This is a genomic window from Lysinibacillus sphaericus (assembly GCF_001629735.1).
Classification (GTDB): domain Bacteria; phylum Bacillota; class Bacilli; order Bacillales_A; family Planococcaceae; genus Lysinibacillus; species Lysinibacillus pinottii.
Genome location: NZ_CP015224.1, coordinates 414,723 through 440,842, shown reverse-complemented (window position 1 = coordinate 440,842; position 26,120 = coordinate 414,723). Strand labels below are relative to the sequence as shown.

26 protein-coding genes and 1 riboswitch are annotated in these 26,120 nt (G+C 37.8%); of the genes, 7 read left to right on the top strand and 19 right to left on the bottom strand.

Translation table 11 applies throughout. The features are described 5' to 3' along the window. Positions 1-98: 98 nt before the first annotated feature. Both tkt and A2J09_RS02050 read right to left on the bottom strand, forming a co-directional pair. Positions 99-2,093: a transketolase gene (gene tkt / locus A2J09_RS02055; RefSeq protein ID WP_012293389.1), complete on the bottom strand. Its 1,995-nt coding sequence runs from the start codon at positions 2,091-2,093 to the stop codon at positions 99-101. Between the two features lie 125 nt (positions 2,094-2,218). Beyond that, the gene (locus A2J09_RS02050; protein ID WP_012293388.1) at positions 2,219-2,452 is read right to left on the bottom strand and encodes a DUF896 domain-containing protein; all 234 of its coding nucleotides are present in this window, start codon (positions 2,450-2,452) and stop codon (positions 2,219-2,221) included. Positions 2,453-2,642: 190 nt separating this feature from the next. Between A2J09_RS02050 and A2J09_RS02045 the strand changes: the two genes are divergently transcribed. Together A2J09_RS02045 and def are read left to right on the top strand one after the other, a co-directional pair. Then, positions 2,643-3,170: a GNAT family N-acetyltransferase gene (locus A2J09_RS02045; protein ID WP_036160999.1), complete on the top strand. Its 528-nt coding sequence runs from the start codon at positions 2,643-2,645 to the stop codon at positions 3,168-3,170. 143 nt (positions 3,171-3,313) lie between these two features. Continuing rightward, positions 3,314-3,892 (top strand): peptide deformylase, encoded by a 579-nt coding sequence (gene def / locus A2J09_RS02040; RefSeq protein WP_012293386.1) that lies wholly within the window; start codon positions 3,314-3,316, stop codon positions 3,890-3,892. A gap of 18 nt (positions 3,893-3,910) precedes the next feature. Here def and A2J09_RS02035 read toward each other — a convergent pair whose 3' ends face one another. After that, positions 3,911-4,576: a YneB family resolvase-like protein gene (locus A2J09_RS02035; RefSeq protein WP_012293385.1), complete on the bottom strand. Its 666-nt coding sequence runs from the start codon at positions 4,574-4,576 to the stop codon at positions 3,911-3,913. Next, positions 4,573-4,887, bottom strand: a complete 315-nt coding sequence (locus tag A2J09_RS02030) for a cell division suppressor protein YneA (protein ID WP_031419080.1) — start codon at positions 4,885-4,887, stop codon at positions 4,573-4,575. Before A2J09_RS02030 ends, A2J09_RS02035 begins: the two co-directional genes overlap by 4 nt. A 166-nt stretch (positions 4,888-5,053) precedes the next feature. On the opposite strand from A2J09_RS02030, the gene lexA reads away from it, so the two are divergent. After that, entirely contained in the window at positions 5,054-5,671 is a 618-nt protein-coding gene (gene lexA / locus A2J09_RS02025) for a transcriptional repressor LexA (RefSeq protein ID WP_031419079.1), read from the top strand. Between the two features lie 103 nt (positions 5,672-5,774). Here lexA and A2J09_RS02020 read toward each other — a convergent pair whose 3' ends face one another. From A2J09_RS02020 to A2J09_RS02005, 4 genes are all read right to left on the bottom strand, one after another. After that, positions 5,775-6,497 (bottom strand): gamma-glutamyl-gamma-aminobutyrate hydrolase family protein, encoded by a 723-nt coding sequence (locus A2J09_RS02020; protein WP_031419078.1) that lies wholly within the window; start codon positions 6,495-6,497, stop codon positions 5,775-5,777. 34 nt (positions 6,498-6,531) lie between these two features. After that, complete coding sequence (locus tag A2J09_RS02015; protein ID WP_031419077.1) at positions 6,532-7,284, bottom strand: prepilin peptidase; 753 nt, start codon at positions 7,282-7,284, stop codon at positions 6,532-6,534. Between the two features lie 258 nt (positions 7,285-7,542). Beyond that, positions 7,543-9,636: a DUF2339 domain-containing protein gene (locus A2J09_RS02010; RefSeq protein WP_012293380.1), complete on the bottom strand. Its 2,094-nt coding sequence runs from the start codon at positions 9,634-9,636 to the stop codon at positions 7,543-7,545. An 81-nt stretch (positions 9,637-9,717) separates the two neighbouring features. Next, a complete protein-coding gene (locus tag A2J09_RS02005; protein WP_012293379.1) occupies positions 9,718-9,969 on the bottom strand; it encodes a phage holin in 252 nt (83 codons plus the stop codon). 235 nt (positions 9,970-10,204) lie between these two features. On the opposite strand from A2J09_RS02005, the gene A2J09_RS02000 reads away from it, so the two are divergent. Further along, a complete protein-coding gene (locus tag A2J09_RS02000; RefSeq protein ID WP_227256914.1) occupies positions 10,205-11,203 on the top strand; it encodes an acyltransferase family protein in 999 nt (332 codons plus the stop codon). Positions 11,204-11,385: 182 nt separating this feature from the next. Continuing rightward, positions 11,386-12,117, top strand: a complete 732-nt coding sequence (locus tag A2J09_RS01995) for a CPBP family intramembrane glutamic endopeptidase (protein ID WP_012293377.1) — start codon at positions 11,386-11,388, stop codon at positions 12,115-12,117. Between the two features lie 15 nt (positions 12,118-12,132). Here A2J09_RS01995 and A2J09_RS01990 read toward each other — a convergent pair whose 3' ends face one another. From A2J09_RS01990 to A2J09_RS01965, 6 genes are all read right to left on the bottom strand, one after another. After that, the gene (locus tag A2J09_RS01990) at positions 12,133-13,488 is read right to left on the bottom strand and encodes a YjiH family protein (RefSeq protein ID WP_012293376.1); all 1,356 of its coding nucleotides are present in this window, start codon (positions 13,486-13,488) and stop codon (positions 12,133-12,135) included. A 394-nt stretch (positions 13,489-13,882) separates the two neighbouring features. Then, entirely contained in the window at positions 13,883-14,653 is a 771-nt protein-coding gene (locus A2J09_RS01985) for an IucA/IucC family C-terminal-domain containing protein (protein ID WP_031419072.1), read from the bottom strand. Next, the gene (locus A2J09_RS01980) at positions 14,650-15,477 is read right to left on the bottom strand and encodes an ABC transporter ATP-binding protein (RefSeq protein ID WP_031419071.1); all 828 of its coding nucleotides are present in this window, start codon (positions 15,475-15,477) and stop codon (positions 14,650-14,652) included. Before A2J09_RS01980 ends, A2J09_RS01985 begins: the two co-directional genes overlap by 4 nt. 50 nt (positions 15,478-15,527) lie before the next feature. Continuing rightward, entirely contained in the window at positions 15,528-16,568 is a 1,041-nt protein-coding gene (locus A2J09_RS01975; RefSeq protein ID WP_012293373.1) for a FecCD family ABC transporter permease, read from the bottom strand. Then, the gene (locus A2J09_RS01970; protein ID WP_036160992.1) at positions 16,561-17,577 is read right to left on the bottom strand and encodes a FecCD family ABC transporter permease; all 1,017 of its coding nucleotides are present in this window, start codon (positions 17,575-17,577) and stop codon (positions 16,561-16,563) included. The genes A2J09_RS01975 and A2J09_RS01970 overlap by 8 nt, the downstream gene beginning before the upstream one ends. 131 nt (positions 17,578-17,708) lie before the next feature. Continuing rightward, positions 17,709-18,716, bottom strand: coding sequence for an ABC transporter substrate-binding protein (locus tag A2J09_RS01965; RefSeq protein WP_031419069.1), 1,008 nt, complete (start codon positions 18,714-18,716; stop codon positions 17,709-17,711). A 456-nt stretch (positions 18,717-19,172) separates the two neighbouring features. Here A2J09_RS01965 and A2J09_RS01960 point away from each other — a divergent pair, with 456 nt between their 5' ends. Further along, complete coding sequence (locus A2J09_RS01960; RefSeq protein WP_025114030.1) at positions 19,173-19,484, top strand: CotD family spore coat protein; 312 nt, start codon at positions 19,173-19,175, stop codon at positions 19,482-19,484. 91 nt (positions 19,485-19,575) lie between these two features. Here A2J09_RS01960 and glnA read toward each other — a convergent pair whose 3' ends face one another. The 3 genes from glnA to A2J09_RS01945 all read right to left on the bottom strand — a co-directional run bounded on the left by glnA (position 19,576) and on the right by A2J09_RS01945 (position 22,750). Next, positions 19,576-20,910, bottom strand: coding sequence for a type I glutamate--ammonia ligase (gene glnA / locus A2J09_RS01955; RefSeq protein ID WP_031419067.1), 1,335 nt, complete (start codon positions 20,908-20,910; stop codon positions 19,576-19,578). A gap of 54 nt (positions 20,911-20,964) precedes the next feature. Continuing rightward, entirely contained in the window at positions 20,965-21,342 is a 378-nt protein-coding gene (locus tag A2J09_RS01950) for a MerR family transcriptional regulator (protein ID WP_031419066.1), read from the bottom strand. A 157-nt stretch (positions 21,343-21,499) separates the two neighbouring features. Then, positions 21,500-22,750 carry a methionine gamma-lyase family protein gene (locus A2J09_RS01945; RefSeq protein ID WP_031419065.1) on the bottom strand — a complete coding sequence of 417 codons (1,251 nt, stop codon included), beginning with the start codon at positions 22,748-22,750 and terminating at the stop codon, positions 21,500-21,502. Between the two features lie 344 nt (positions 22,751-23,094). On the opposite strand from A2J09_RS01945, the gene A2J09_RS01940 reads away from it, so the two are divergent. Then, positions 23,095-23,700, top strand: a complete 606-nt coding sequence (locus tag A2J09_RS01940; RefSeq protein ID WP_031419064.1) for a trimeric intracellular cation channel family protein — start codon at positions 23,095-23,097, stop codon at positions 23,698-23,700. 76 nt (positions 23,701-23,776) lie between these two features. Here A2J09_RS01940 and cobT read toward each other — a convergent pair whose 3' ends face one another. Both cobT and A2J09_RS01930 read right to left on the bottom strand, forming a co-directional pair. Continuing rightward, complete coding sequence (cobT, locus tag A2J09_RS01935; protein WP_036160989.1) at positions 23,777-24,832, bottom strand: nicotinate-nucleotide--dimethylbenzimidazole phosphoribosyltransferase; 1,056 nt, start codon at positions 24,830-24,832, stop codon at positions 23,777-23,779. 90 nt (positions 24,833-24,922) lie between these two features. Then, positions 24,923-25,100: riboswitch (cobalamin riboswitch) on the bottom strand. 68 nt (positions 25,101-25,168) lie between these two features. Beyond that, a complete protein-coding gene (locus tag A2J09_RS01930) occupies positions 25,169-26,026 on the bottom strand; it encodes a DMT family transporter (protein ID WP_036160986.1) in 858 nt (285 codons plus the stop codon). Positions 26,027-26,120 lie beyond the last annotated feature (94 nt).

Sequence of the window (26,120 nt, the reverse complement as noted above, 5' to 3'; positions counted from 1 at the left end):
TCACTCAATACCTAACATTTGATTCTCACATGCTATAAAAAGTACCGCAACGCCCAGCGAATTGATACGCTGAGTGTTGCGGTACTTTATTAAAAATCTTATAGCGCTTTTACCTTCGCAACTACATTTTCTACAGTGAATCCGTATTTTTCCATTACTACTTCACCTGGAGCTGATGCGCCAAATTTATCGATTGCAAGCACATCACCATCAAAGCCAGTATATTTATGCCAGCCGAATGATGCACCCATTTCAATCGCAAGACGTTTAGTGACAGCTTTTGGTAAAACAGATTCTTTGTAGGCAGCATCTTGTTTTTCAAAGCGATCCATAGATGGCATTGAAACGACAGCTACATCCAAACCTTCACCTTTTAATGCATTTTGAGCTTCAATTGCAAGAGATACTTCAGAGCCTGTTGCAATTAATATAGCATCCGCTACTGCTTTAGTTGCAGGAGATACTGTGTAAGCACCCTTCGTCACACCTTCACGTACTGTTTCAATAGAAGCGTTAAGAACAGGTAAGTTTTGACGAGACAATACTAATACTGTTGGCGTATTTTCTGATGCAACGGCAAGCTCCCATGCAACAGCTGATTCATTTGCATCCGCAGGACGAACAACAGATAAATTAGGCATTGCACGTAGTGATGCAAGGTGTTCAATTGGCTCATGCGTTGGACCATCTTCGCCAACAGCAATCGAGTCATGTGTAAATACATACGTTACAGGTAGACCCATTAATGCTGACAGACGAACTGCCGGACGCACATAGTCTGAGAACACGAAGAATGTACCACCAAATACATTTAAACCACCGTGAAGTGCCATACCGTTTAAAGCAGCGCCCATTGCAAATTCACGCACACCAAACCAGATGTTGCGACCAGCATAATCGTCCGCTGAGAAGTCGCCTGCACCCTTCATCGTTGTTTTATTAGAGCCAGCAAGGTCAGCAGAGCCACCAAAGAATGATGGAGTTTTCTTAGCAATAGCATTAATCGCATCGCCAGAAGAAGAACGTGTTGCTACAGATTTACCAGCTTCATACACTGGTAATTCCGAAGCGAAGTCTGCTGGTAATTCACCCTTCATAGCCTGTTCAAATTGAGCTGCTAATTCTGGGAATTCCTGTTTATAAGCAGTAAATTTCGCATTCCAAGCTTCTTCAGACTGTGCTCCTTGCACCTCAGCCGCAGCATTAAAAGTATCATATACTTCAGCAGGAATTTGGAAAGGCTCATGTGCCCACTCATAGGCAGCTTTTGTTAATACCACTTCATCTGTACCAAGTGGTGCACCATGAGAATCCGCTTTACCCGATTTATTTGGTGAACCAAAACCAATCACTGTTTTCACTTCAATCAATGTTGGTTTGCCAGTTGATTTTTTAGCTTCTTCAATAGTTGCATTAATCGCATCAACATCTGTGCCATCTGCAACTTTTAAATAATTCCAGCCATAAGATTCAAAACGTTTTTGGACGTTTTCTGAGAATGACTTTTCTAAGTCTCCATCTAAAGAAATATCATTAGAATCGTAAAGCACGATTAATTTTTCAAGTTTTAAGTGACCAGCTAATGAAATAGCCTCTGCTGCTACGCCCTCCATTAAGTCTCCATCACCACATAATGCAAATGTATAGTGGTCAACGATGTCATGACCTGGTTTATTGTAAGTAGCTGCTAAATGACGCTCTGCCATTGCCATACCTACAGTCATGGCAATACCTTGTCCTAGAGGACCAGTTGTTGCTTCCACACCTACTGTATGACCATATTCAGGATGTCCTGGTGTTAATGAATCCCATTGGCGGAAGTTTTGAATTTCTTCCATTGGTAAACCATAGCCGCCTAAATGAAGTAGGCTGTATAGAAGCATGGAACCATGACCAGCTGATAATACAAAACGATCGCGATTATACCATTTTGGGTTCGCTGGATTATGGCGTAATTGTTTTGTCCAAAGCGTATAAGCCATTGGCGCTGCCCCCATTGGTAAACCTGGGTGACCAGAATTTGCTTTTTCAATAGCATCGATTGACAAAGTTCGGATAGCATTAATTGCTAATAAATCCGCATGTTGAGTCATTATATTGTGACATCCTTTCTCGTCCTATAATTGTTCTTCTACAGTTTAGTCAACATTGCTTTAGAAAACAATGCTTTTGTTATACTATTTGTATTTTCATACATGCTTTATTAAATTGTGTCACATTAATTTAGAAATTTATTTTTTTTCGCTTGTCTTACCTTCTCTGGCGTGACATCATTTCCTTCTGCATCAACCACTTTTACGTTTTCAATCGTATCACGCATCGTTGCTCTAAATGTATCCAAGTATTCTTTACGAAGCGCTGTTCGCTCCTTTGCCTCTTCATCCGTTAGTTGACCATTTTTTGCTTTAGCAGAAAGTTCATTTATACGGTTAATTTTTTCTTTTGATAACATAGTTACACACCTTTCAGTACCTATCTTATTGACTTCGGTATGCAAAGTATAGCACGGTTTCCCATTAAATGCAGTTATACCAACCCTTATTCAATCTGTTGAAATAAAAAAATACATGACTTCCAGATGTTTGAAGTGTATAAGTATTATATGGAAGGAAAAATTTAACTATATATTGGAGGATATACATGTGAACGTGACAACTAAGCGATTACTCATTCGAACATTTCAAGAACAGGACTGGGAAGCTGTTTATAGCTATACTTCAGATGAAAAAGTGATGCATTATATGCCTGAAGGTGTTTTCACTGAAGATCAGGCAAAGAAATTTATTAAAGAAAATAGCAGCGACAAAGCAAAACATTTTGCTATTGTTTCAAATAATTGCAAGCAAGTGATTGGTCATATTGTTTTCCATCCTTATTTCGGTGATCATACATATGAAATCGGTTGGGTACTAAATCCAGGTTACCAAAATCAAGGCTTTGCTTCTGAAGCTGCACATGCTGTATTAGACTATGGATTTAATGAAAAGAAACTTCATAGAATTATTGCAACGTGTCAGCCCGAAAATATCGCTTCCTATAAAGTTATGGAAAAAATCGGAATGAGGCGTGAAGGTTTTTTTAAAAAGTGTATACCATATGGGGATGAATGGTGGGACGAATACTATTACGCAGTCTTACGTGAAGAGTGGGACAATTTGTTAGGAGGTTAGAAGAACATTAAACACTAAACTACTAAGCTCGTGGAAATGGAAGAAGTTCCTGTAAATGGTATTAGGCACTTGGTCAATAATGGATGATCCGACCATACAAATTAGCTTGAAAAAACTTCTGAATACGGAGGAGGTATTTTTCGATGGCAAAATTTCATCCTGATTACATGATTACTATGAAAGATTTTGTAAAAGAACACTCGGTCCTATTACGAAAACAAACACAAGATGTTGCCATACCAGTTCCCTTAGAGGACCGACATATATTATTTTCTATGCTTCAATATTTAAAAAACAGCCAAGATCCGATTTTAACAAAAAAGTATAAGCTACGTCCTGGTAGTGGCCTCTCTGCAAATCAAATTGGCGTAGATAAAAGAATGTTTGCTGTCCTTTTTGAAGATCATGACCAAAAACCCGAAATGATGTTCATTAACCCAAAAGTAATGAGCCATTCTTTAAATATGATCTATTTGCCTGAGGGAGAAGGGTGTCTGTCTGTTAATCGACCAGTTCACGGTTTTGTACCAAGATATGAACGAATTAAAGTAAAAGCCTATACTATTGATGGACAGGAATTTATTTTGTCTTTAAAAGGCTATGAATCTATCGTTGTACAACATGAAATCGATCATTTAAATGGTATTATGTTTTATGATCGAATTAATAAAGATAACCCTTTTCAACTACCCCAAAATGTTATTATCGAAAGCTTGTATTAAAAAAATTAGCAGGCTATATTATTTGCCTGCTAATTTTTCTTGATGCTCTTGGAATCGGCGATGTACGGTTGCCTTACTTACCTCAAAGCCTAATCCTCTAAGAGTAATGGAAATTTCCTCAAAGGTAAAACCACGATTACGTAGCTTCACGATTTCATCAACAGGGAGTTCCTTCCGTTCCTGACCATGCGGATTCCCACGATTGGATAGGTTATTTTCAGGGCGATAGCCATTTTCCACAGCACGTCGCATACCTCTGCGGATTTTCGCATTATGGATTCTACGTTGATACTCTTCTACAATTGCTAAAATCTCTAGTAGCATCGTATCCATTTCGTTTAATTGAACTGGCCCTGCATCACGCATCGAATAAACATCTGTTGCTGATTTTTGTAATAAATGCAATACTGCCATCCTGGCATTTCCACGGCCTAAACGAGTTTCATCTTGTACAAAAAGAGCTTTTACTTCCTTCTCTTTTATAAAATCAAGCATTTCAAGTAAGCCTTCGCGTTCAACATCATAACCGCTATGCTTATCTTTAAAAACACCCTTTACTTCATAGCCTTGCTCTTTAGCACAGAGCACTAATTCTTCTTGTTGGCGCTCTAACGAGGAGCTTTGCGTTTCTTTTTCAGTACTTACCCGGCAATAGACAACAGCCGTCATTTGATTATTTTTCATTGTTCGTTTCTCGCAATTTCAATGGTTTTGATGGGACTGGCTTGATCACTCAAAACTGGAATGACTAGAGATTTACCCGCCACGATTTTAATATCTGCTAACTCATTTTCTGATTTGACAAGTTTAATCCAATCTTCTTTACTCATTTTACCACGGTATTGTTCGGCTAACGACCACAAGCTATCCCCATGTTCAATTTGAATTTCAGCGTAATTAACATCCCCCGGATCAGTGATGTAAAGGTAACTTGCGAAGAGTAAACAAGCACCTAATAATATAGTGATATGTGTATTTTTCTTTAACCATTTCATCATTATAACCTCTTTTCTAGAATGTTTGTTCGGAATATATGTTCCCATAATAAAGCGAACAAACGTTTTTGTCAAACACTTTTCGAACCTATGTTTGCATACGTGTTCGCATTCTGTTATACTATCAAATAAGAAGAATGATATTAGAAAAAAGAGGTGAGCAATCATGAAAAAAGTATCGAAAAGACAAGAGGACATTTTAGCGTTCATTAAAGACGAGGTACGAGCTAAAGGGTATCCGCCATCAGTCCGTGAAATCGGGGAAGCTGTTGGACTTGCTTCAAGTTCAACTGTTCATGGTCATTTGGCTCGATTAGAACAAAAGGGTTTTATTCGTCGAGATCCAACAAAACCACGTGCTATTGAAATTCTTGAACCTGAAGAATCCATCCAAAAGCAACACGTCATCCATGTACCACTTGTAGGGAAGGTTACAGCAGGTTCTCCTATTACAGCTATCGAAAATATTGAAGAGTATTTCCCACTGCCTGATACATATGGCACGAGTGAGGATCAGTTATTCATGCTAGAAATTATGGGTGAATCGATGATTGAAGCAGGAATTTTAGATGGTGATTTAGTGATTGTGAAGCAAAAATCAACGGCTAATAATGGAGACATTGTTGTAGCCATGACAGCTGAAGATGAAGCTACTGTAAAACGATTCTTTAAGGAAAAAAACCATTTCCGTTTACAGCCTGAAAATTCATCAATGGAACCGATTATCGTCGATCAAGTATCCATTTTGGGACAAGTTGTTGGTCTGTATCGCCGTGTACATTAATTAAATGAGGGTTTGAGGATTGTGTTCCTTCACTGAGCATAAATCCTCTTTTTTACGCAAAAAAAGAATCCATAAACTATTGGATTCTTTTGACAACGGCCTTTTAAGCCTCTTTTTTAAATTTTATGCTCGCTTCAATAAACGCTGCAAATAGCTTTTGTGCATGCGGATCTCCTGCTATAGCTAATTCCTCTGGGTGCCACTGGACAGCCAAGCAGAATGGTAATTCCTCATGTACCACTGCTTCAATAATGCCATCACTTGATTTCGCTGCAACTTTTAAATTCTCCGCTAGTACATTCACTGATTGATGATGAAAAGAATTGACGGCAATTTTCTCTTGTTCCAGAATAGTGGCTAATAAATTCTCCGCAATAATTTGTACATAATGCGTTGCTACTGATCTACCGGCCTGTTGCATATGTTTAATAAGCTTTGTACTATAATGGTCACTATCAATGTCCTGATATAACGTCCCGCCTAATGCAACATTTAATATTTGGATACCCCGACAAATACCGAAAATAGGCATTTTTCGTAAAAATGCAGCCTCAATTAATGCTAATTCTACGGCATCTCTAGCTGGATGAATTTTACCTAACTTTGGTGAAGGGTCCACTCCAAATAAAAAAGGATGTACATCATAGCCTCCCGATAGCAATAAGCCATCCGTAAGGGCTAAAATTTGTGCAGCATCTTCCTCAACCCCTAACGGAATAATGAGGGGGATACCGCCCGCCTCAATAATACTTTTGCTGTAAGCAGCATTTAAATGAGCTGATAAATCATCTTCTACAAAAGCTGTAATTCCAATAATCGGCTTCACTTGATTCCCCTCCACAAAATTGAAGATTAAATACTTACCAAAAACCTAAGTACCACTTGATGAACGAATCTCCATAGAAATAAACAATATTAGCGGCTAATGCAATTGATGGGCCAAAGGGAATAGGTGTTTTTCTTCCCTGTTTACGCTTTAATAAGACAACTATTCCGACTATCATACCAATGATAGCAGCTAAAAATAAAGTCAACAGCGTATGAATAGTACCGAGAACAAGACCAATTAAAAAGAATAATTTAATATCCCCTCCTCCCATTCCACCTTTCGATAAAACCGCAATACTATATAATATGCCAAAACCAACGAGTGAACCCAATAGGCTGTCCCACCAAGGTGTTAAAGGTGATAGTACACGTCCAATGACCAATATAGGCAAAAAGAATAAAAGAATCTTATCTGGAATTAACAGATAAGTAAAATCTGAAACAACTATAATGACTAACAATGAGATGAACGATAAAGCTACTATGAATTCCATGCTCCAGTTTAGCTTCAAATAAGCAAGGGCGAATAATCCTCCAGTCAACAATTCTATCGCTGGATATACTGACGAGATTTTAAAGCCACAGCCCCGACATTTTCCTCTTATAAACAGATAAGACAATACTGGCACTAAATCAAGAACCGTCAATGGTCTCTGACAGTTTGTACAATGGGAGGAAGGAAGTACAAGAGACTCCTTCCGCGGTACACGAAAGCCAACTACATTATAAAAAGAGCCAAACACTAGACCAAATAAAAAAATGATAATTGTATAAGCCATTTCCAAATTTATGTCCTCCTAAACCAATAGGCGCCCATACAATCCGTATGATGCGCCTATTCATATAATTATTGTAGTTTTGCTCGGTAATACACGTAACCAATGTTATTCAGAACAAGGGACATAGATAATATGTGATGTATTTGAGGAATATTTTCACAAAGGATTTAAAGTACGATAAGAAGAAAGAAGGAGTAGAGTAAGAGTATTATCAGTTTAGCACAAGATAAAAGAGATTCCAAAAATCATTGGAATCTCTTTTATTTATTTCCTCAGTAACCTACCTGATAACAGCATGCCAATGCCACCAATTGTTATAAATAGAACAGCTCTAATTAATAAATCAAGTGCTGATAGGTCGAAGAAAATCAGCTTGATAAACGCAATGACTAAGATAACAAAGCCTGTAGTGCGAAGCGTTTTTAATTGTTGCGTGGAACTAAGCCATAACGAAATACTCGCGGTTAGAAATAATGTAATCGTTGTAAGAGCTATACTTAGTTTCCAATCAAGTAGATGACTATACGTAAATTGATGAACGAGCCCCCATATCGAGATCATTGTGAGTACGACACCTGAGCTAACAATAGCGTCTACATATTTCCCCATTCGTTCTGCATATAGCCGATAAATACGGCCCTTTACTAGAACGTCCACAATAATCGCCACTATTACTGCTATATAAACTAATCTGGTCATCATACTTAAGCTGTCCAACATAGAAGGCTTTGCGCTGACCATCAAAGAAAATACGATAAAGAATGCTCCCAGCACAGGCGTTAGAACACGCCCTTTGAATTTCTCTGACACGAGCAGAGTTCCTGCAAACAAAGCAGCTAGTGCCATACACATCAAATACTGAATGCCATTTGTTGCCGCAAAATAGGCTGTATCTAGTTTGCTCATATAAGCTAAGAAGTAGCCTGTGGTGATTACTGCTAAAATATCAATAGCATATACATCCTTCATGACTTTCTCAAAAGGTGATAACGTTTCTTTTGGGCGTCTAGCATACAAGTAAATGACTACAAGATAAATAATCGGCATGAACAGGCTTACATGATTAAAGCTCATAAATGGTGTTGGTTCATGGAAAATAAAGTTTAGCAACAATGTCATCACAAGGAAAAATGATGTGACTACCTTCATCATACTGGCCCGTAATCGTAAGCTCATCATTACACCTGCAAATGCGATCAATGGATATAGTAAATCATCCACTTTATCAGGTATATTCATGATAAGTACCGTATTACATACGGTCATAAATGCGAGTGTTATAGCACTATCAAATACTTCCTGCCATTTTTGACGATGACTATAAAACGATAATGCTATGAATAAACCAAACAAAACAAGTAGCACTGCTTCCCCATATTCTAGTGAGCGTATGATCAGGTTCATCAGCAATAAACTAAATGACCCTAACGAAAATTGGAGCCCAATATGAAGAGCTCTCCATTTAGATTGTGCATGAAATAATCGACACCAGCTTGCATAAAAGATGGCTAGTATAGCAAGTAAACCAAAAGCAAAGACAACTTGCTTATCATGATTCATAAATGCAACAACACCTATTGCCACCACTGAGAAAAAGGCTGAAATATAAAGGGCAAGCTTCTGCTTGTGCTGTTGGACAACCAATTGCAGCATGGCAAATAAAACGATAACAAATAGTAAAATAATGATGGCACTAAAGTCCATATATTCTAATAAATAAGGTAGTAATAATGAGGTAAAAGCAACAAAAATAGTTAATGCCTCATTTTTCTTTAAGTAACTTATTGCAATACCATAGCCAATATAAAGAATCGTAATACCAAGCGCTGGTGTGAGATGGATGATCTCGTATAAAATGGCACTAGCTGCAGTCGTTAAAATACCAACAATAAATGCTCCGCCATATAATGAGACGGTAATAGCGGGAGAGCCTACTTTTCTACGTTCCAGAATATAAGCGATAATCGCCAATCCTACCGATAATGAATAGGCAAGGATGATTTTCACGCCATTCGATAAATAACCATAGTCACTAACAAGTTTGAGACCCCAAAGTACCCCCATAACTAAAATAACCATGAATACTTTTGGAAGTGCCCACATAACACGTTCCTCCATCGATGGCTGTGGTTGCACCTCTTTTTGTGCTGTTTTGACTGGGGTAGTCTTCGACTCCACTGTTGGTTTTGGTGTTGGTTTTGGTTTTATTGGAACCGATTGCTCGATCATTGACTGTCTTGCATCAAGAGTATTTATTTTCTCATTGCTTTGAATTCGCCTTAATTCACTTAACTCCTGACGTAACTCTGCCATTTCCTCCTCAAGTTTAGCCACTCTTCGTTCCATTTCAAGGGACATTCAATCATCCTCCCCACTGTATCAATTTTCTAACATTATAACATATTTATCCTTATTGTAAAATTACACTTTTTGAATACTTTATCGTGGTCTCCTATACATTAATGCCTTTTCACTATCACTTGTACCTTTTGTCGTTGGGTCTACTATGACACCCATTAATACAAGAATAGATAGAACTGTATTTAAAATAGCTGCAATTTGCTCACTTATTGCAGCTGTCAAATCAAAGCCGAAAATCGCTCCTACTTGTTGTGCGAGTAAGAGTAACAATGAAAATAGACCTAATAAAAATGGTATATGTTGAAGACGAACCTTCCAGTTAATTCTCATAAAAGCTCACCTCCCCCCCTCTTGAACCAGTATATGCAGGGAGGTTATGTAACACATATGCAAAAATGGAGCTTTTGACAAGTTTACTAGGTATTTTTAATAATAATTTGCGAACTAAACTATTTTCGAGTGAAAGACAGACCGGTTGTAACCATAATGCCAAATTCATATAGTTAGTAAGGTTGCATCCTGGCAGGAGATGCCCGCCAATTTACTGAAATCGAGGGTGATTGAGATGGTGTACGAGTGGAACGCATTGAGAGCTATTGCTTGCTTAAGTATTGTGCTATTGCACGCGACGACAAATATTGAAATTATTAATGGCTTTATTGATCAACCTTTCTATCAATTTTTTAGACTTGTGCTATGTGCCGCCACACCCATTTTCATTTTATTATCCATTTTAATATTAGCTAATCGCTATCAACATCAGCTGCCTTCCCATTTTTTATGGCATCGATTTCAGTTTATCGTCATGCCGTTTGTAGCTGCTGGTATTTTATATGCGGCTAATGCAGCCTTTCATTATCATGAAAATTTTTGGTATGCCCTGTATCGTCACATTATTTTGGGGGATTTTTCTGGGTGGTTTGTCATGACGATTTTTCAGCTCTATATTCTATTTTTTATGGTAAAAAAATATAATCTATCCTGTATATGGTTTGCTCCCATAATGTTCTTACTAGGGGTTTTCTATATGACACTAGCAAAATTAAATATAGATTATTTCGTAAATAACGATCATTTTATACGACTGCTCTTCGTAGGCTGGCTTCCTTATTTTGTATTTGCCTATTTCATGGGTCGTCATTATGAAAGATTCACATATTATCTCGTTAAATATAAATTTTTTACCGTTTTATCGGTTATACTTGCAACAGTCATTATCTATTTAAATTATTATTTGGGCGACCAGCAAATTACATCAAGAAGAATCGATATGATTCTATTTGTGTTAGCGATGACGATTTTCATTTTAACATTTGCCCAAATTTTACCTAAGCTGTCCTTCATCCATACCATAAGTCGTTATTCCTTTGGTATCTTTTTAATTCACTGGCTTATTCAAGAATATCTAGCTCCCTATAGTGCATTACTCCCTACCACTTCTCTACAAGTTATTTCACTTTTTCTAGCTAGTTTTGTCGTCTGTATGTTGCTCATAAAAATTATTTCCTTTCTCCCCTTTAGTGCATATTTAATCGGCAAATCTCACCAAAAAAAGTCAATCTAAAATTGAGGAAAAAATTTGATACAATGGATAATAGTTCATTAATTACGACGAGTACATTTATTACGTGTTGTGGATTTTAACATCATTTTAGAATGTATTTCCCTATTTTTTTTCAGAAGCACTCTCTTTTTAAGTGTCTTCCTATTAATTACTGCTAGCATGATTAGGAGGAAATGAACAGAATGAAACAAAAAGTGATTGCCAAAATAATTGGCTTAGAGTTTCTTATCATACTTTTCTATGTTGGTAACGGAGCTTTTGTTTCTATTAAAGAACCATCAAGCCCTTTGTTACAGTTTGTTATGTTAGTTCCACTAGCATTGGGACTCTTCATTTATATTGCCCTGAAAAAAAACTGGCAAATGTATTTCTTTCATCCTATTCAAAAGAATCATTTATTAATGATTTTACCGCTACTTTTTGTTTTAGGAATCATCCTTGTAAGTACTAAAGGATTAAATCTCACATCGATTAGCGATCTTATTTTTATGTTTTTAATGCAAGTGCTTATTGTGGCATTTATAGAAGAGACCATATTTAGGGGCCTTATGGTGCGAATGCTTCTTGCCAAGGGTGCATTTACAGCGGTATTCATTTCTAGTTTATTGTTTGGCATTACACATGCTTTACAATTACTTGGTGGGCAATCGCTTGAAGATACTATTATTCAAATCATCTATGCCCTTTTAGTGGGCCTTGTTCTTTCTTTACTTATTTTAGATGGGCAATCGATTATTATTACCATTATTTTCCACGGATTCAATAATTTCTTTAACTTTATGGGAAATGTAGAGAGCCCTACGCTTAGTGGTTATCTTATTATTTTAGTGCTATTTGTCTATATGCTTGTTTTATGGAAGCGAGTAAAGAAATCCTATGCTATAAATTCCATGAAAAATGCCAAGTCCATCTAGGACTTGGCATTTTGATTAGAATAAAAGGTGGCCCACTAATGCAGCAATTGGAAGTGAGATAAGTGTACGTAATATAAATATCACCACTAAATCGAAAAATTTCAATGGAATTTTCGTACCTAAAATAAGTCCACCCACCTCAGACATATAAATTAACTGCGTGACTGAAACAACTGCTATGACAAATCTAGTGGTATCAGATTCAATCCCTGCACCTAAAATAGAAGGCAGGAACATATCTGCAAAGCCCACAACCATTGTTTGTGCTGCTTGTGCCGCCTCTGGTAAACCAAGTACTGTTAAAATAGGCTCAAAGGGTTTGCCTAAAATCACAAAGATACTCGTAAATTCGGCAAGCATTAGGGCAATCGTACCAAAAGCCATTACGATAGGCGCAACACCAACCCATAAATCAATAACATTTCTAAATCCATCTTTAATAAATTTGCGTGGGTCACGATTGTCATGGGCAACAGCAAGTGCATTTTCTAAGCCATGTGAGACTAAATTATAGCCCTCTGGTAATTCCTCACGTGAATAGTCTACAGGCGTACCATCTATATATGTATCTTCTTTCTGTGCAAGTGGATAGATACGGGGCATAATAATCGCTAGTACAATTCCACAAAAGACAACTGTTAAATAGTATGGAATAAAATAGCGTGCCAAATGAACCGTATCCAATACTACGATACAAAATGTAATAGATACTACCGAGAAGCTTGTTGCAATAATAGCTGCTTCTTTTTTGGTATAGTTCCCCATTTCATATTGTTTACTAGTCATTAAAACACCAATCGTTCCATCACCGACCCATGATGTAAGGGCATCAATGGAAGAACGGCCCGGACTTTTAAATAGGGGTCGCATAATTCTCACCATCATTGTACCGAAAAATTCAAGAAGCCCGAAATTAGTCAAAAACGGCAAGAGGAATCCAGCAAACAAGAAGATGGTAAATAAAAATGTGACAAGACCATCATTAGGATCCATCAGTAGTCCACCAGTATTTTCGTTGTTGATGGCAAAAGGACCAAAGTTAAAGACAACCATTGAAGCAAAAACTAAGCCGATACAGCGGGTAATCGTCCAAAACCAATTAACATAAAACAATGTATCTAAAATACTTGGCTCTTTTACGTTTTTACGAGGAATAAATTTAGCCATAAGTGCGCCAATTGCTGAAATAGCAAACATAAAAATTGTAAAATAACTAATAATAGGAGCAACAATAGTTGCTAAAACATTTGCTAAAATTGCAATTGGTACCTTCCAGCCTTCTTCTGTTAAGACAGGTGTCATAAATAGAAAAATACCAATTAAAGAAGGGATGATAAAATAAACATATGTAGAAACAGCATATTTTTTCATTTTTTGATTAAAACCTCATTTCTATTAATCATGAAATTGCAACTTGATCTATTTCTCAATCTACTATTCTATAAGCTCTATATGTTGTGTTCATTCAAAACCTCCCCTCATAACCTGTTATAGTACTATTATAAAAACAATAGAGTTTTGAGTTTTAAACAGAAAAATACTCACATCATTCATGTTTTTATAACATTACTGTGTTATAAAACTATTTTAAACGCTATAAAGCCATTGGTTCAATCTCACATTTTTCTGAATTTTTATACAGGCAACAAATGCTTCAATCAAGTATAACAATTATATAAGATAACAAACAGAAATTTTTAAAGTAAGTAAAAAGTGAATAAACATCACATTTATTCACTTTGAGGAATTTGTAAACTTTATGAGGTTAGACGAGTCTTTTGATTTTAGGACAGGAGATACAAAAGTCATTTGCTTCATCAGATGTATGGTAATAGAAACAACATGTTTTTCTTAAGCGGATAGGTTGCTCAGATTCCTTTATTGTCACTTTAGGTCCACAATATTTAGTCAGAGGATTTTTCTTCTCGCCAAAGAGAGCACCTGGTGCCTCATGTACAATATAGGCATAATCCTCTTGTAGGCGAGTAATTTCTTGCTCATTGGCCCCTTCTCTTATTTTCGTTTCATATAGCCAATTGACATAAATAGCTGTATTTTCCCATAAGATTGTTTTTGGGATTTTACTTACTTTCATTAATGACTGCCACACTTTTGCTAGATTGTCCGCAAAAATTCCTTTCAGCACCTCGTCACGCCATGATTTACGATCAATTGTTGGCACAGACACCGTATGATCTATGAACCGAACGTTAGGTAGCCATGGCTTCGCATGTCCTTCTGCTTCCACCCAAATATTATCAATAGCAACGTGTAGCCCTTTATCGTATCTCGACATGGCATAGAATGCTGAAGCCATCGTCAAGACACTATAACGCTTTCCAAATAACGATGCTGTCACTAATAAAGAGGCCGATTGAAAAAAAGGTGCGATTGTTTGTAAATAGACTAGGGCCAGTTCAGAGTCCAATAAATTTTCCGCTCTTATGGAGTAAGTAGCGTCTATCGCGGGCTCAAACGTCAATCGATAATCGCTTAATAGTATGGGTATTTCTTCAGCTGACAATTTGTTGCTCAAGTGGCCGCTACCTCCTCAAATGCTTCCATCTGAACTGTTCGTCCCTTACCATGCGGAACACATAATGGCGTTCCAAATAGAGGGTCTCTCATTATGGTACAGTCCATCCGAAAGACCGCTTGTACCATCTCAGGTGTCACCACTTCCTCTGGCTTTCCTTGTGCGTATACCCGTTTATTTCGCACAGCTACAATATGATGAGCATAACGACAGGCTAAGTTTAAATCGTGTAATACCATAACAACTGTACGGCCTTCATGTTCATTCAAATCAAATAGTAAATCTAAAATTTCTACTTGATGAGCCATATCTAAATAGGTTGTAGGTTCATCTAGTAAAATAAGATCCGTTTTTTGAGCCAATGTCATAGCAATCCACACACGCTGACGCTGTCCACCTGATAATGCATCTACTGGGCGATCCGCAAATTCGGTCATCTGTGTCACCTCAAGAGCATTGTTCACAATAGTTTCATCCTCTGTAGACCATTGCTTTAACCAGCTCTGATGAGGGTAACGACCTTGTTTAATCAATTGTTGGACAGTTAATCCTTCTGGTGCAACAGGTCCCTGTGGAAGAATGGCTAAACGTTTTGCCACCTCTTTAGTTGAAATGGCGTCTAGTGGATGATTTTCTAAGAAAATTTCACCTGACCTTGGTTTTTGCAGTCGGGCAAACGTTCTAAGGAGCGTAGATTTTCCACAGCCATTGGCACCTACTAGTACCGTAATTTTCCCTTTTGGTATTTGAAGATTCAAATCTTCTAAAATAAGATTTTCACCATAGCTAACATCTAGATTTTGTACTTCTAAGACGTTTTTCAAAATCCCTTCACCCTCTTCTCTCACGCTTTTAACTCATTTATCATTGGGCATTATTGATTGCGCGTTCTAAATAGTAAATATATAAAGAATGGTGCTCCAATTGCAGCCGTAAAGACACCTGTTGGTAAATCCTTTGGTAAAAAGGCTGTACGTGCAACAATGTCAGCTACAATGACAATAATGCCACCAATTATAGCCGTAACAGGTATTAATCCTGCAAAAGAACGCCCTACTAGCAATCTACTCATATGTGGGGCTACTAATCCAACAAAGGCAATTCCACCAGCAAAAGCAACTGCAGAACCAGCTAGCATTACACTAATAAGTAAAAAGAGCAAACGGTACACTTGAACTTTTACGCCCAGCCCTATCGCAATGTCATCTCCTAATTCCTTCACATTGACGGTTCTCGCTAAAACAAATGTTAGAGGTAATAAGAGAGTAACCCATGGTAAAAGCAAGTAGACATCTGTCATATTTGCCCCATACAAACTACCTGTCAGCCATAGATAGGCCTTCGTTGTTGCGGCTACCTCGCTGATCACCAACAGCATAGTTACCACTGCCTTTGCTAACGCGGAAATCCCAATTCCAATAAGCACCATACGTATAGGTGTGACACCTTTTCTCCATGACAGCAGGTAAATGATAAAGGAGATAATAGCCGCACCTAAAATGGCAGCTAACGGTAAAAATTGAATGCCCACTGACCCCATAAAATACACGATAAAAATAATCGCACCCATGGACGCCCCACTCGTTACACCAATAATATCTGGAGCAGCTAAAGGGTTGCCTATGATTCCTTGTAAAATTAAACCAGCAACTCCTAGCGCAGCACCAACTAATAAGGCCATTAAAATACGCGGAAGCCTTAATGTATGTAAGACAAAATCGTACTCTCCGTTTCCGTAGCCTAATAATTCCTTCACTACGGTGACAGGATGAATAAAATCGCTACCCGCAGATAAACCAATAATCGTTATGATGACTAATAATAAGCTTAACAGTAGTATAATCCAACAAGTCTTTTTGGCGATTTGAAAAGATATGCGATCGGATTTCGTTCGAATCGTCCTATAATTAGACATTTTTAGCTAACCCCTTTCGTGCAATATAAATAAAGAAAGGAGCACCAATTAATGCAGTCATTACACCAATTGGCATTTCTAATGGCATAATTACGTATCTTGCTGCTATATCTGCAAGCAACAGCAGTATGGCTCCTAATACCGCACTGTACGGTATAATCCAACGATAATCCATGCCAACAAGATGAATCGCTATATGAGGGACAATTAAACCAATAAAGCCAATCGAACCTGCTACAGCAACTGAGCTACCTGCAAGAATAATTATGATGATGCCAAGTGTGAGTTTCGTCACCATTGTTCGTTGTCCCAATCCTTTTGCAATATCATCACCTGATTGTAAAATATTTATAGAACGACCCATACCTATTGCTATGATCGTGCCCCCTAAAATAAATGGTAGGACAGGTATGAGCATGTCTATGCTACGACCTGATACTGACCCCGCTAGCCAAAATAGTACACTTTGTAAACCTTGTTCATCAATTACTAAAAGCCCCTGCGTAAACGAGACAAATAGAGCTGTAATCGCTGCACCAGCTAGTACTATTTTAATCGGTGTTAAACCATCTCTTCCTAATGATCCAAGGAAAAACACCATAGCTCCCGCTGCACCAGCACCTAAAAAGGCAATCCACATATAACTCATTAAAGAATTAACAGAAAAAAGAGTAATGGCACTGACAATAAAAAATATTGCCCCTGCATTAATACCTAAAATATCAGGAGCTGCTAAAGGGTTTCTTGTTAATGCCCGCATCAATGCTCCCGAGATAGCAAGGCTTGCGCCAACTACTGTAGCGATCACAGCTCTTGTAAATCTAGATGTTCGAATAATGACATGCTCCTTATTAGCAGCATCATAATGAAAAATGGCATCATAGATTGACGAGAAGGGAATAGATGTTTGACCAATAGTTATGCTGAACATAAACGTCAGCAATAGGACCAAACAACTGATGAACAACCCTATTTGTTTCATCGAGGTAGTAGAAAGAAAAATTCTCATTTTGCGCCAACTTTCTTGAACCACATTTTATCTTTTGAGAAAAGTTGTAGGTTTTTATAGGCGAAACACTACAAGGAGAGGGCTGTCTCTCAAGCATTCTCTAACACTTTAAACAGCCCTAATCACTTTCTCTATTTATCTAATTCAAATTTGTCATAAATATCATCTAGCATTAAATTAGCACTAATCAATCCGCCAGCTAGATTCCAATTGATTTCATCTACTTGGTAAACTTGATTTGCCTTCACAGCATCGAGCTCTTTCCATAGAGGATGATTTGTCCACTCTTCATAATTCTTTTTCACAGCGTCATCATTTTCCATAAACATATAAATGACATCGGCATTCATTTGCGCAATACTTTCTTTATCTGTTAGTTTGACGATCTCCAATGAGTCATCAGTTAAATTTTTAGGACCTTGGAAGCCAAGCTCTGACAATATAGAACCTGCATATCCAGTTACATAAATACGTGCATGGTCTGCTCTGAAATTGACAACCGCAACATGGAATGGCCATTTATCGCCAAGCTTCTCTTTCATTTTTGTTTGGAAATCAGCAACTCGCGTATCCCAATCTCCAAATAACTCTTTAACCTTTTCTTCCTCATTCATTGCTTGACCCATCATTTCTGCTGTACCTTTGAAATCAAATACCGTTTCATGAGCAACGGTTGGAGCAATTTGTGATAACTGATCATAAATTTCCTCATGACGAACTTTCGATGCAATGATTAGATCTGGTTTAAGCTTTGCAATTTCCTCAAGATTTGGTTGTGTTTCTTGTCCCACAACTGCAACACCATCTAAATCTTTTTTCAAATAATTATAAAAAGGTGCTTCTGCCCAAGATTCTACTGCTCCTACTGGCTTAATGCCCATTGCTACTGCAACATCAGTAGCCCCTTGGTATAGCGTAACGATTTTTGTAGGTGTTCCTTCAATTGTCGTAGTACCCATAGCGTGGGTAATTTCACGGCTAGAAGACTCTGTATTACCTTCTTCAGCTTTATCAGTTTCTTGCGAACTACTACTAGTGTTTGATGCTTTATCTCCACATCCAACCATCAAGAGAGAGAAGATTGATACTAATGCAAAAAGAATAAAAATATTTTTGTTACGTAGTGATAATTTCGACATACATTTCCTCCTAAATTATAATCAATAACGATAATCATTATCAATTAAAGAGTATACTGTATGACTGTTTGCTTGACAATATCTATTTTTTCAAAAAATATACTTTTTTAATAATTTTATTGTTAATTTAGCTTCCAACTCAATCATCTATAGTTTGGAAGCATTAGGTTTGTTGGTTATTTGTAAAAATTTCGACACAATTATCGCAAGATGCAGAGGACTATTGTTTAAACACTAGATCGATTCACTACTATTTTGACAACAATAGAATGTGAAAAATGCGATTTGTAGTTCCTTTTTTCACCTAATGTGAAGGCAATTCTACATTAGATGTTCTACCATTCCAGTGACTTGTTAGATTTACCTATTCAATAATAGGCAAATAAATAGTCCCTATTGACGTCTATCTCATATCTTAATAATGAACGACAACTTATCAAAACAGGAGGTTATAACATGTTTCAACGAAGACGCCATCCGGCAAAAGGTCCACACTGCTGTCCGCCACAAACAATGCCCATGCAATTTGATCCACCACAATTTTTACCACCAGAGCAATATGTTCGCACAAATTATATCCATACAGTTGTTCCACATGTACAACCAGCACATGTCACAACAGTGAACAAACATATGATTGATCACCAATACTATTTCCCATGCACAGAGTCAGTTGTTAATGAATGCTGTGAAACACATACAATGTGCGGTATGCCACCTAACCCTTGTCATATGCCGCATCATCCCCATAAACATATGGGCTATTAATAAATAATGAGGGGGGCGAGTAATACCCGTTCATTATTTCAAACAAAAAAACCGAGTAGCCTCTCTTAGAGGTACTCGGTTTTATTCGTTATTAATACATTTTTAAATATTGATCGCGTTCCCACTGATGTACAGTTGTACGATACATATCGAACTCGATTTCTTTTGCTTCTTTAAAGTTAGCATAAATATGCTCACCTAAAGCTGCTTGCGCTACTTTATCTTTAGCCAGTAATGTTAAAGCATCGTCAAGTGCTGCTGGTAGGTTTTCAATACCATTCGCTTGGCGCTCTTCTTCCGACATCACATAGATATTACGGTTAATAGCTGCTGGTGGTGTCAAGTTTTGACGAATACCTTCTAGACCTGCCTCTAAAATAACAGCCATCGCTAAGTATGGGTTTGCGGATGGGTCCACTGAACGTACTTCTACACGAGTTGACAGACCACGTGCTGATGGAATACGAATGAGTGGTGAACGGTTTTGTGCTGACCATGCTACATAACATGGCGCTTCATAACCAGGTACTAGACGTTTATAAGAGTTAACTGTTGGATTTGTAACAGCCGTGAAACCTTGTACGTGTGCAAGGACACCAGCCATAAATTGCATAGCTGTATTTGATAGTCCTAATTCCGTAGATTCATCATAAAATGCATTTTCTTTACCTTTAAATAGTGACACGTTAAAGTGCATACCAGAACCAGCTTCACCAAATAATGGCTTTGGCATAAATGTAGCGTGTAAACCGTGTTTACGAGCGATTGTTTTCACTACTAATTTAAATGTTTGGATGTTATCACAAGCTGTAACAGCGTCTGCATATTTAAAGTCGATTTCATGTTGTCCAGGAGCAACCTCATGGTGAGAGGCTTCAATTTCAAAACCCATTTCTTCTAGCTCTAATACGATATCACGACGGCAGTTTTCACCAAGATCGGTTGGAGCTAAATCGAAATAACCACCATGGTCATTTACTTCTAAAGTTGGTTCTCCTTTTGCATCTAATTTGAATAAGAAAAATTCAGGCTCTGGCCCTAAATTGAAGCTTGAGAAGCCCATATCTTCCATTTTTTTAAGAATACGTTTTAGGTTATTTCGTGGGTCACCAGCAAACGGTTCGCCTTTCGCAGTGTAAACATCACAGATAAGACGTGCCACTTTCCCTTTTTCAGAAGTCCAAGGGAATACCACGAAAGTATCAAGATCAGGATATAAATACATATCTGATTCTTCGATTCGAACGAAGCCTTCAATAGATGAGCCATCAAACATCATTTTATTTTCTAGTGCTTTGTCTAATTGACTTACAGGAATCTCAACGTTTTTGATTGTGCCAAGAATATCTGTAAATTGTAAACGAATAAAGCTTACATTCTTTTCTTCGATGAGACGTTTAATGTCCTCTTTTGTGAATTTACCCACAGTTTTCCACACTCCTATAATTTGTCTAGCTTTTATGTTTACCCTACCCTATTTTTAATAGAATCGAGATAAATCCCCTCGTCGGATGGATGATTTTTGCATGCGCTGTGCTTGACGCATTTCTTCGCGCATAATTTGACGTAATTCAGAATCACTTAAATCTTGTTCTTCAATTGTAGAAACAGGATTTTTCCTTTTAGCAAATATCTTTTTAATCTTCGCCATATTCATACCCTGTTCTAAGTAGTCTTTAATTTCAAGCAATGTGTCGACGTCATTTAATGAAAACATTCGACGGTTGCCTTCTGTTCGGTGCGGCTCAATTAAATGGTGTTCTTCATAATAACGAATTTGTCGTGCCGAGAGCTCAGTTAATTGCATTACAATACTCATTGATAATAACGGCATAGTTCGTCTAATTTCACGACTCATTTAAGTCCTCCTCCAATACCCGCTTATCATATAACGAAATTTTTTCACTGTCAACCAACCATGTCAGGTTTCCTAACATGGTTGGCACTATTTTTTTCAATCCGAGAGAAAATTGTAAAAAACTATTCAAATTTACGGTTTGTCCATTTCCTCATCTCTATTTTTGAATAGCTTGTACCGCACTACAAATTGCAAATTTTACATGTTCATAAGTTAGCCCACCCTGTATAAAGGCTGTAAAGGGAGGTCGTATCGGCCCATCTGCTGTTAGCTCTATGCTGGAGCCTTGGATAAATGTCCCCGCTGCCATAATGACATCATCCTCGTAGCCTGGCATATAGGCTGGTTCTGGTGCGTAATGAGCATTTATTGGCGAGTTGGCTTGTATTTCCCGACAAAAGTCAATCATTTGCTGTGCGGTTTGGAAAGAAACCGATTGTATTAAATCTGTCCGATGTGCCTGGTAACTTGGAGATGTATTCATCCCTATTTCCTCCAGCATAGCTGCCGTAAAAATGGCGCCCTTTAATGCTTGTGATACAACATGTGGAGCTAGGAAAAACCCTTGATAAAAATCACCCAATGTATTTAATGTAGCTCCTGCTTCTGCCCCGATTCCAGGTGAAGTCATCCGGTACGCACATTTCTCCACTAAATCTGCTCGGCCTGCGATATAACCTCCAATTTTCGCTAATCCTCCACCTGGATTTTTAATGAGAGAGCCCGCCATTAAATCAGCACCAATCTCTGTAGGCTCTTGCTTTTCTACAAATTCACCATAGCAATTATCAACAAAAATAATGGCCTGTGGAGCTAGCTCACGAATCTTTGCACACATATCAGCAATCTCTGCTATAGAAAAGGATGGTCGCGTTGCATAGCCCTTTGATCGTTGAATGGCAATCACTTTCGTTTTTGCCGTTATGGCCGCTTCCACTCCTTCCCAATCAATGGTTTGATTATCCAGTAACTCAACATGTGAATAACCGATTTGATAATCTTTCAAGGAACCTGTATCTTTGTCACCACCATCAACAATGGATTGTAACGTATCATATGGCTGTCCAGAAATATAGAGCAACTCATCACCAGGACGCAGCACACCGAATAAACTAAGCGTAATTGCATGTGTGCCTGAAATAATTTGCGGTCGAACAATGGCGGACTCTGCTCCAAACACCTCAGCATAGACACGCTCTAAATTATCGCGTCCCTCATCGTCATAGCCATAGCCATTGGATGGGTGTAAATGATAATCACTCACTTGATGCTTACGAAATGCCGCTAGCACTTTTTGTTGGTTATAAAACGCCATCTCTTCCACCCTAGCATGAAAAGGTCTCACTCTTTCTTCTATTGTTGCCGCTAAAGATAGCGTCGATGCTGATAAATTAGATGTAAACGTCATTCTTTTCTTCTCCATTTCACAATTGTCATGCATATTATTCCGTAAACTTTATTCTATATCTAAATGGACCTCGATTATCCTAGGATTCCCTGATTGTCTACTTGTAATGAACGCTTATGACAGATGTTTTTCTTTATTTCATTAACATCTTATCAATTTGTATAGGTCCCTGTAAAACTTGCCTATTGTTTCTGAGTGAAATTTACGCTAAGCTAATGTGCGGACTTATTTCAAGAAGCGTATTTAATGTTTAATTTTGGCTATTAAATTCATAGATTTTGTTACTTACAGGATCTTTCAACTTTAGGAATGAGGTTCATTTATTGATAGAAGGGGTGAAAGGGATGGCTTGGGAAGTTTTTAGTATGATCGGTACAATTGCCTTTGCTATTTCTGGGGCAATTATTGCAATGGAAGAGGAATACGATTTATTCGGTGTTTATATACTCGGTATTGTCACTGCTTTTGGTGGAGGGGCTATTCGAAATTTACTTATCGGTCTACCTGTCACGACATTATGGGGACAGGATATGATGTTTCAAATTGCGCTTGCTGCAATTACCATATTTTTTATTTTTCCACATCATTTGATTCAACATTGGCATCGTTGGGGTAATTTTACAGATGCGATTGGTTTATCAGCATTTGCTATTCAAGGCGCACTCTACGCCGTAAAGCTGGATATGCCGATTAGTGCTGTCATCGTAGCTGCGGTCTTAACAGGGTCGGGTGGTGGTATCGTGCGTGATTTATTAGCTAGACGAAAACCACTTGTACTTCGTGACGAAGTCTATGGTGTGTGGGCTGCTCTCGCAGGGCTTGTTATTGGATTTGAAGTTTTTACAGGAGATATCTTCCTTTATATTTTATTTGCGGTAATTACAGCATTACGTATTCTTTCCTATATGATGAAATGGCGTTTACCTTTGCGAAGGTTGAATCGGGCATAGAGTCTATCATTGATAAAAAAAAACGAATAAGCGCAAATAGCTCTTTAACTATTTGCGCTTATTTGTTTTTCAGTAACTATTTAGCCAAAAGATTCGTTGCTTCTTCCAGTGTCACCATATTTTTCATCATTGAGCAAGCAGCATCTAATAGAGGAAAGGCTAGGGCTGCACCTGAACCTTCTCCTAACCGCATATTCATATGCAGCATCGGTTCCACTCCCAACAATTCAGCGGCTATTTTAGCTCCGGGTTCCTCCGAAGCATGAGAAGCTATGATAAAGTCCTTTACTTTCGGTTCAATTTGATAAGCTATAAGCGCAGCAATAGTCGAAATAAAACCATCAATCACAACAGGTTTTCGGTGACTTGCGGCAGCAAGTATAATACCAGCCATAGCCCCAATCTCTAGCCCTCCAACTTTAGCTAGTACATCAATGATATCGTTAGGATTTGGTTGGTTAAGCATAATTGCTTTTTCAATGACCGCTGCTTTATGAGCAATTCCTCCTTGACCAACACCTGCTCCAAACCCGGTTATTTGAATAGGGTCATAGCCAGTCAAAACAGCTAAGATTGCTGTGCTCGGCGTTGTATTACCAATGCCCATCTCACCTGTTCCAAGTAGGTTGGCCCCTTTTGTAATTTCGTCTGTTGCCACACGAATCCCCACTTCTATGGATTGAATAGCCTCCTCTCTAGACATAGCAGGGCCCTGTGCTATATTACCTGTTCCATATTTCACCTTTTGGATGATTACATCCGCATTGAGAGGGATATCCTCCTTAACTCCAACATCTACCGTTACAACTTTGGTATTGGTCACACTTGCAATTGCACAAACACCTGTACCTCCCTTCGGAAAATTCAATGTTTGAAATAAAGTAACCTCTTGAGGATTCGGCGTCACGCCTTCTTCACAAACTCCATGATCTGCTGCACAGACAATCATCACCTTTTTATCAATCATCGGATATAACTGGCCTGTAATTCCAGATAGTTGCACAGCAATGGACTCCAATTTCCCTAAGCTTCCTGGAGGCTTACAAAGAATATCTATTCGTTTTCTTGCTTGCTCCCTACTATTTTTATCAGCGCCTTGAATGTTTTGAATCGTGTCATGTAATAATTGCATTGTCATTTCTCCTCTCGTTCTTCATGAAGACAAAATAAAAGCCTGTAGTTTATTGTCATGACAAATAAACTACAGACTTTTCCATCATCTATATTCTTAAAGCAAATAGGCAGGTCTCCTGGCTTAAGTTCAACATTTCATAGTACCTTCCCAGCAATGAGCTAGTGGTCTTCACTATTAAACTCCCTTTTACAGTGGCGGGTCCGCTAAAGTTTTTCACTTTATTCCCTATTCTCCCTTAATGGGCACCTAATGCTTATATTAAACTACTTTTAATCTACGACAGAGTATTTTTTCTGTCAATATTTGAATGCGTTACTTGTATCATTTCTTCGGCTACCTATTTTTTTCTAGCTCACTTAGCAATGTTGACCCTAATAATAGTATCGCTCCTATTAGTTGTAGTAGCGTCATTTTTTCTCCAATAAACATCGTTGAAATGACTAATGATGTCAGTGGATCTATATAGCTAAGGATGGCTATACTTTGCCCTTTCAGCTTTGACATGCCCCAAAAGAACAATAAAAATCCAACTCCTGCATGGACAATACCTAATACTATTAATAGTAAGACTGACTTAAAACTGATTGTCATGACCTGAAATCCTGTTGTCCCAAGTATATAAAAACAAAGGAAAAATGCTGCTAAAGATAGTTGAATTAATGTATTTCCTGGTTCTTTTATGTTACCTATACATTTATTTGTAAATGTTAGAGCTGTGTAAAAGCATGCGGCGATAAGACCGTAGACAATGCCAATAAATTGTTTACTGTCCCCAGTGCCTTGACTTTGGACAATCAAATAAAGTCCGATAAGGGCCACACAGACATACATCATTTTTCTGCCAACTAGCTTCTCCTTTAAGATAATTGGAGATAAACAGATAACGAGTACTGGTGCAACATAATAACTAAGTGCAGCATTAGCAATTGTTGTTTCTTTATAAGCCTGAAATAAAAAAATCCAATTCCCACATAAGGCAACACTAGAAAGTACTAATTTCCACTTATTTTTGAGAATACTTCTTTTCGTAAAGCTTTCCTTTTTATAAATAAAAATCACTATCAAAAAACAAGCACCAATTAAGCTCATCCAAAAAGCGATTTCACTTGAAGATAAAGGTATATACTTGGCAAAAACACCAACTGCGCCAAAAATAATCATGGATAATACAAACGCTAATTTTCCGCTCATTACAATTCCTACTTTCTACGTATAAGTATTAACCTACACAGTAGAATCTATTGAAAATGAGCAAACTGTTATTGTATGCCTTACCAGTAGATTC

Excerpts from the sequence above, each read along its gene's own strand:
- tkt (WP_012293389.1), bottom strand. The coding sequence starts at position 2,093 with ATGACTCAACATGCGGATTTATTAGCAATTAATGCTATCCGAACTTTG.
- A2J09_RS02050 (WP_012293388.1), bottom strand. The coding sequence starts at position 2,452 with ATGTTATCAAAAGAAAAAATTAACCGTATAAATGAACTTTCTGCTAAA.
- def (WP_012293386.1), top strand. The coding sequence starts at position 3,314 with ATGGCAAAATTTCATCCTGATTACATGATTACTATGAAAGATTTTGTA.
- A2J09_RS02035 (WP_012293385.1), bottom strand. The coding sequence starts at position 4,576 with ATGAAAAATAATCAAATGACGGCTGTTGTCTATTGCCGGGTAAGTACT.
- A2J09_RS02030 (WP_031419080.1), bottom strand. The coding sequence starts at position 4,887 with ATGAAATGGTTAAAGAAAAATACACATATCACTATATTATTAGGTGCT.
- lexA (WP_031419079.1), top strand. The coding sequence starts at position 5,054 with ATGAAAAAAGTATCGAAAAGACAAGAGGACATTTTAGCGTTCATTAAA.
- A2J09_RS02010 (WP_012293380.1), bottom strand. The coding sequence starts at position 9,636 with ATGTCCCTTGAAATGGAACGAAGAGTGGCTAAACTTGAGGAGGAAATG.
- A2J09_RS02005 (WP_012293379.1), bottom strand. The coding sequence starts at position 9,969 with ATGAGAATTAACTGGAAGGTTCGTCTTCAACATATACCATTTTTATTA.
- A2J09_RS02000 (WP_227256914.1), top strand. The coding sequence starts at position 10,205 with ATGGTGTACGAGTGGAACGCATTGAGAGCTATTGCTTGCTTAAGTATT.
- A2J09_RS01995 (WP_012293377.1), top strand. The coding sequence starts at position 11,386 with ATGAAACAAAAAGTGATTGCCAAAATAATTGGCTTAGAGTTTCTTATC.
- A2J09_RS01990 (WP_012293376.1), bottom strand. The coding sequence starts at position 13,488 with ATGAAAAAATATGCTGTTTCTACATATGTTTATTTTATCATCCCTTCT.
- A2J09_RS01975 (WP_012293373.1), bottom strand. The coding sequence starts at position 16,568 with ATGTCTAATTATAGGACGATTCGAACGAAATCCGATCGCATATCTTTT.
- A2J09_RS01970 (WP_036160992.1), bottom strand. The coding sequence starts at position 17,577 with ATGAGAATTTTTCTTTCTACTACCTCGATGAAACAAATAGGGTTGTTC.
- A2J09_RS01965 (WP_031419069.1), bottom strand. The coding sequence starts at position 18,716 with ATGTCGAAATTATCACTACGTAACAAAAATATTTTTATTCTTTTTGCA.
- A2J09_RS01960 (WP_025114030.1), top strand. The coding sequence starts at position 19,173 with ATGTTTCAACGAAGACGCCATCCGGCAAAAGGTCCACACTGCTGTCCG.
- A2J09_RS01950 (WP_031419066.1), bottom strand. The coding sequence starts at position 21,342 with ATGAGTCGTGAAATTAGACGAACTATGCCGTTATTATCAATGAGTATT.
- A2J09_RS01945 (WP_031419065.1), bottom strand. The coding sequence starts at position 22,750 with ATGACGTTTACATCTAATTTATCAGCATCGACGCTATCTTTAGCGGCA.
- A2J09_RS01940 (WP_031419064.1), top strand. The coding sequence starts at position 23,095 with ATGGCTTGGGAAGTTTTTAGTATGATCGGTACAATTGCCTTTGCTATT.
- cobT (WP_036160989.1), bottom strand. The coding sequence starts at position 24,832 with ATGCAATTATTACATGACACGATTCAAAACATTCAAGGCGCTGATAAA.
- A2J09_RS01930 (WP_036160986.1), bottom strand. The coding sequence starts at position 26,026 with ATGAGCGGAAAATTAGCGTTTGTATTATCCATGATTATTTTTGGCGCA.